4 protein-coding genes and 2 pseudogenes are annotated in these 5,002 nt (G+C 64.8%); 4 read left to right on the forward strand and 2 right to left on the reverse strand.

All coding sequences use genetic code 11. The features are described from left to right. Positions 1-155: 155 nt before the first annotated feature. Complete coding sequence (locus KUM38_RS43545; RefSeq protein WP_217128901.1) at positions 156-407, forward strand: helix-turn-helix domain-containing protein; 252 nt, start codon at positions 156-158, stop codon at positions 405-407. Between the two features lie 188 nt (positions 408-595). On the opposite strand, the gene KUM38_RS09745 is transcribed toward KUM38_RS43545, so the two are convergent. Continuing rightward, positions 596-805 carry a hypothetical protein gene (locus tag KUM38_RS09745; protein WP_254396955.1) on the reverse strand — a complete coding sequence of 70 codons (210 nt, stop codon included), beginning with the start codon at positions 803-805 and terminating at the stop codon, positions 596-598. A gap of 219 nt (positions 806-1,024) precedes the next feature. After that, positions 1,025-1,609 (reverse strand): peptidoglycan-binding protein, encoded by a 585-nt coding sequence (locus KUM38_RS09750; RefSeq protein ID WP_217128903.1) that lies wholly within the window; start codon positions 1,607-1,609, stop codon positions 1,025-1,027. A 184-nt stretch (positions 1,610-1,793) separates the two neighbouring features. Between KUM38_RS09750 and KUM38_RS09755 the strand changes: the two are divergent. The 3 genes and pseudogenes from KUM38_RS09755 to KUM38_RS09765 all read left to right on the forward strand — a co-directional run. Continuing rightward, a pseudogene (locus tag KUM38_RS09755) lies at positions 1,794-2,359 on the forward strand (IS5 family transposase); the annotation flags it as partial. Positions 2,360-2,448: 89 nt separating this feature from the next. Continuing rightward, positions 2,449-2,925 carry a hypothetical protein gene (locus tag KUM38_RS09760; RefSeq protein WP_308408936.1) on the forward strand — a complete coding sequence of 159 codons (477 nt, stop codon included), beginning with the start codon at positions 2,449-2,451 and terminating at the stop codon, positions 2,923-2,925. 524 nt (positions 2,926-3,449) lie between these two features. Next, a pseudogene (locus KUM38_RS09765) lies at positions 3,450-4,892 on the forward strand (NF041680 family putative transposase). Positions 4,893-5,002: the final 110 nt, after the last annotated feature.

The following is a 5,002-nucleotide window of genomic DNA, read 5'->3' on the forward strand; positions in this document are numbered from 1 at the left end:
CGCGTCTGCTCCAGCGAGCAACTCCCGTGGTCCTTCCTCACCCACACCGGCCTGATCATTCACCCCTCACCACCACAGAACTAACGAAAAACTCAGTACTGAGTTTTTCGTTAGTTCTGTGGCGGTGGGGGCTTCGGCAGTGTGAGCATGATGGTGTGTCTTCCAAGCCGCAGGATGCTGTTGCTGATGTCTCCGTTCTGCCGTTGACACGGCCGCAGTTGGCCGAGGCTCGTCGCATGCGCGCGGCCGAGTTGTTCGAGCAGAGACGTCCTTCGTCCGAGGTCGCCCGGGCAGTGGGGATGCATCCCGAGAGTGTGCGCCGGTGGAAACGCCTGTGGGAGCAGGGCGGGGCTGAGGCATTGCGGCGGCGTCCGGCTACCGGTCGGCCGCCCTCTCCGGGCCCGTGAAGTCTGCGTAGCCCTCGGCCACGAACAACTGCCGAGGAACATCGAAGGCATCCGCGCCAAGCTCAAGCGCCTCGTCAAGCTCAACATTCTCACCGAAGCGGAAGCCGGCAGCTTCACCACGAAGCCGTAGTCACCCTGCGACCGGCAGCCCTGTCCCGGCATACCCGGCTCATGGCGTCGACTGTCGGTCAGTAGAGGATGAATCGCCAACGCTCGGCCCAAAGCAGCCGCTGACCACCCGAGACGCGTACCTGGACACGGTCTTCTTCCACCTGCCAAACGGTGCCGTAGAGCGTGGCGCTGGGGAGATCCACCCTGACGCTGTCGTAGACCTCCAAATCGCCCTCGACCGGCCGGTTCCACACATTCGTGCACTGCTCGCAGAGGTAGCCGACCACATCGCAACCCTCAACAGTCATTGGAACGCCCGGACGGAATGCTTCGACGAAGCACCGAGGACACGGGTCAGCAGTGTGCGGTCCTACTGACTGGGACATGGCCCGATCCTGCTGTACAACAACGAAGCACGGCAACCTCGATATCAGGTCACATCAACGGCAGTGAGAACAGACATCAACTGACGAACCGCCCTCTAACAGGCTCTGATGTGCAGGGCCTCAGTCGCAGGAGGTACTGGCTCCCGCCTTGGGGTAGCTGGCAGAATGCCAGTTCCCGTCCCGGCCCTTGAAGGTGTAGATGCCGAGGGCACTGCGACGGATGAGGACGTTGTAGCTGCCACCGCTGGGGTAGCGGAGTTCCAGCACCTCGCCGCGGGCAGTGGAGCCGCCTGTCTTCACCAGCTCGTCGTCGGCCCTGCCAAAGGTGTTGGGGCCGACCCGGCCGTCGGCCTCGCTGAAGGAGTCGGCCAGTCCCCATTTCACCTGCAGGCGCCTGGTCGCGTAGGTCGTGTTCGGTCCGAAGTGGCCATCGATGTCATGGACGGTGAAAATGCTCCCGTTCCCCTTAGCGACGCTTTCGGCCACCAAGATGTGCTGCCACAAGCAGGTGGCATTGGAAACTGGGAATTCCCCAGCTGAGATGACCCCTTCATCGCCCCAGTCGCCAACATAGGTGTCGTATCCGCGCACGTATCCGTCTGAGACTTTCGCCGAGGCCGGTGACGCGCTCAGTCCGAGCGCGGCGGCTGCCAGAACGCCGATCGCTGCAGTGCTGCCACGGGCGGCTGATGCACGAAGACCCATATACGTACCCCTCTATCTGTTTCTGGACGGTCTGCTGTCCGGACCGGCGCCTGTTCGCAGCAGCTCGCGAGGGACGGCGTGCCGGTGCGGATCGCGGACATCACGATGCAGTTCAGCGCTTGACGAAACCTTGCAAGCTCATAAACACGCTGGTCATGCGGACCGGTGTCGCGTGGCGTGATGTCCCCGCCTGCATGCCTTCCTGCTGAGCGAACTGCGCCGAGTCGGCCTGCTGGATCTGGATGACTGTGCCGTGGACGGCTCGCATGTCCGGGCCCTCAAAGGGGGGATCATGTCGGCGCCTCGCCTGTCGACCGCGCTCGCCCCGGCTCCAAGCACCACCTGATCGTCGACCGACACGAAACCCCGCTCGCCGTAACCCTTACCGGCGGCAACCGTCATGACGTCACTCAGCTCCTGCCGCTGTTGGACGCCCTCCCGCCGATCCGGGGCCTGCGTGGACGTCCCCGACGCAAGCCCCGGCGCCTGTACGCGGACCGGGGCTACGACTTCGACAAGTACCGCCGCCTGCTGTCGAAGCGCGGCATCAAACCGTTGATCGCCCGACGCGGCATCGCTCACGGATCCGGGCTGGGGAAGGTGCGGTGGGTGGTCGAGCGCGCATTCGCCTGGCTGCACCAGTTCAAACAACTCCGCACCCGCTACGAGAGGCGCGCTGACCTCCATCAGGGCCTGCTCGAACTGGCCTGCAGCCTCATATGCCTCCGTCGCCTCCGAGCCTCATTTTGAAACGATCAGTAAACCGCGACGCGCAGCATGAACTGCCAGCTCAAGACCTCTGAACACTGATATGCCTCGCACCAGGCAGAATGAGCGGCATGGTCAACGAGGGGAACGACGGCTTCACGCTGCCGCGGGGGGCGACAGGTTTCTACCGGCCGGAGGACGGCCCGCTTCCCGAGACTGAACTGAAGGCGTTCCGCGCCGCTCTGTATGCCGCTGCTCGCGTCGCTGGAGGCGAAGTAGGTGAGGTGGAGGAACGGGTGTACCCCCGGACCTTCCACACCGCAACGGTCGTTGGACGCGAAGGCGAGACCGTTGTCCTATGCCACGCTCACTACCCCTGGATAGCCTTCGCCAACGAACGGCGGGACTGGTACGGAGAGGACTTCCTCGCGCAGCCGCCGTGGGCTCACGCCTTCGCCAACGTGGGCTTCACGGTCCTGAGCAGCGAACGACTCGCCACACCCCTCTCCGGCGTGGACACCTCAGTGCTCACGCAGGGTGAATGGCGTGAGGTCCGCTTCTATGGCATCACCACGTTGGGCGGAGTCCTCTTCAACGCCTGGGACTGACATACCGGCAGGAGGGGCGGTTCGACGCCGACCGTTAAATGACAAGCTCAGCTTGTTCTTTAACTACTGTCGGTAGCTGCTTCGACTAGTTTTACGAGGGGCGCCAGGATCTGTGGCAGGTCGTTCTCGGAGGTGAGCACCGAATGGTCCTGCCAGGTGTGCTCGGTTCCGGAGTCGATGAAGAGCAGTGAAGTGGCACCCGATTCCCAGAGGAACACCATCCCCGTGCGCTCGTCTGATTTTAGTGTGAGGCTCACTGCTGTGGCCTTCGGCCGCCCTCGGGACGGGGTTCCTGGGACGGGCTGCTTCACCGCAGAGCTGATCCCACGAGAGTGAAGCTCGTGTTCATGTGCGGCATGCCAGTCCTTGAGCCACTGAGCGATCTCTGACATTGCGCCCCCATGTGGGCCTCGAACGGCCGTCGAACTTGATCGTAAGCCCGACAATCACCGGACGCAGGAACGGCATTCGTCTGATCATGTGCTCCGACCAAGGTGCACGTGACCAAGGCGAAGGCCGTGAGGGTGAGTCTGCTGCCAGATGCTGTCCGGAGGGAAGCGTTCGCTGAAGCGTCACGCTTCCGGGGCGAGTTCTACGAGTGTCTGACCGCCCGGCGCGATGAGTTGTTCGAGCTGATGGACGCGGTGCTGTGCGCGGACGGTGCGGTGAAATCTCCGGTGGACCTGACGTTGTTGCCTGAGCATCGTCGTGGGCACGGAGCGATGTACGGCGGCTTGAACCACGGCCGGATCGACGTCAATCGGCTGCGGACGGTGCTGGCCGGGGTGTCGCTGCCGCGTTTCGACGGCGGCCGCCTCGTCCTGGCGGTCGATGTGTCGCCGTGGCTTCGGTCGGACGCGCCGTGCTCGGCAGAGCGCCTGTTCTGCCACGTCTACGGCCGCGCGAAGACAGCCTCGCAGTTCATCCCGGGCTGGCCCTACTCGTTCGTCGCCGTGCTGGAGCCGGGCGCCACATCATGGACCGCGATCCTGGACGCGGTCCGGCTGGGCCCGGCGGACGACGCCACCGCGATCACCGCCGCCCAGCTCCGGGGTGTAGTCGAGCGGCTCATTGCGGCGGGCCAGTGGCAGGCAGGGGACCCGCACATCGTGATCGTCAGCGACGCCGGATATGACGTCACCCGCCTGGCCTGGGTCCTGCGCGACCTGCCCGTCGAGCTGGTCGGCAGGGTCCGGTCCGACCGTGTCATGCGTCTACCGAAACCACCGAGGGCGCCCGGTGCCAACGGCCGGCCGCCCAAGCACGGCCCGGAGTTCCGCTTCACCAAGCCGGAGACCTGGCCCGAGCCCGCGATCACCACCGTCACCGACACCACCAACTACGGCAAGGCCGAAACCCAGGCATGGGACCGGGTCCACCCAAGGCTGACTCACCGCTCCTCCTGGCTCGACCACGACGGTGAACTACCCTTGGGCGAGGGCACGTTGATCCGGCTGAAGGTCGAGCACCTGTCGAAGGAACGGGATGCTCCGCCAGTGTGGCTGTGGTCGTCGAAGACCGGTGCCACCCCGAACGACGTGGACCGTTTCTGGCAAGCGTTTCTCCGCCGCTTCGATCTGGAGCACACCTTCCGCTTCGCGAAGCAGACTCTCGGCTGGACCACACCGAAGCTCCGTACCCCCGAGGCCGCGGACCGCTGGACCTGGATCCTGATCGTCGCTCACACCCAGCTCCGGCTCGCCCGGCCGCTCACCGCAGACCTCCGCCGACCCTGGGAGAAACCCGCCGCACCCAACCGGCTCACTCCGGCCCGGGTCCGCCGGGGGTTCAGGAACATCCGCGCTCACCTCGCCTGCCCGACCCGTGTTCCCAAACCGTGAGGCGTCGGCCCCGGACGGCCACTCGGCGCCAAGAACAAGCGCCGGGCACCCCGCTACGACGTCGGCAAGACCGTCAAACGCCCCGAGACCCTCAAGGCCATCGGGAAGCCTGGCAGGTCCTGGTAGATAAAGAACAAGCTCAGAGGTCGTTTTCTCCCGTTGTTTCATCCCGGAATCTGTGGTTGATGGTGCTTTGCGGGGTCGCGCCAGGAGATGGTGCTCTCGCCGGTGAGGCG

The sequence above is a fragment of the Streptomyces sp. AC558_RSS880 genome (assembly GCF_019049255.1).
In the GTDB taxonomy this organism is placed as follows: domain Bacteria; phylum Actinomycetota; class Actinomycetes; order Streptomycetales; family Streptomycetaceae; genus Streptomyces.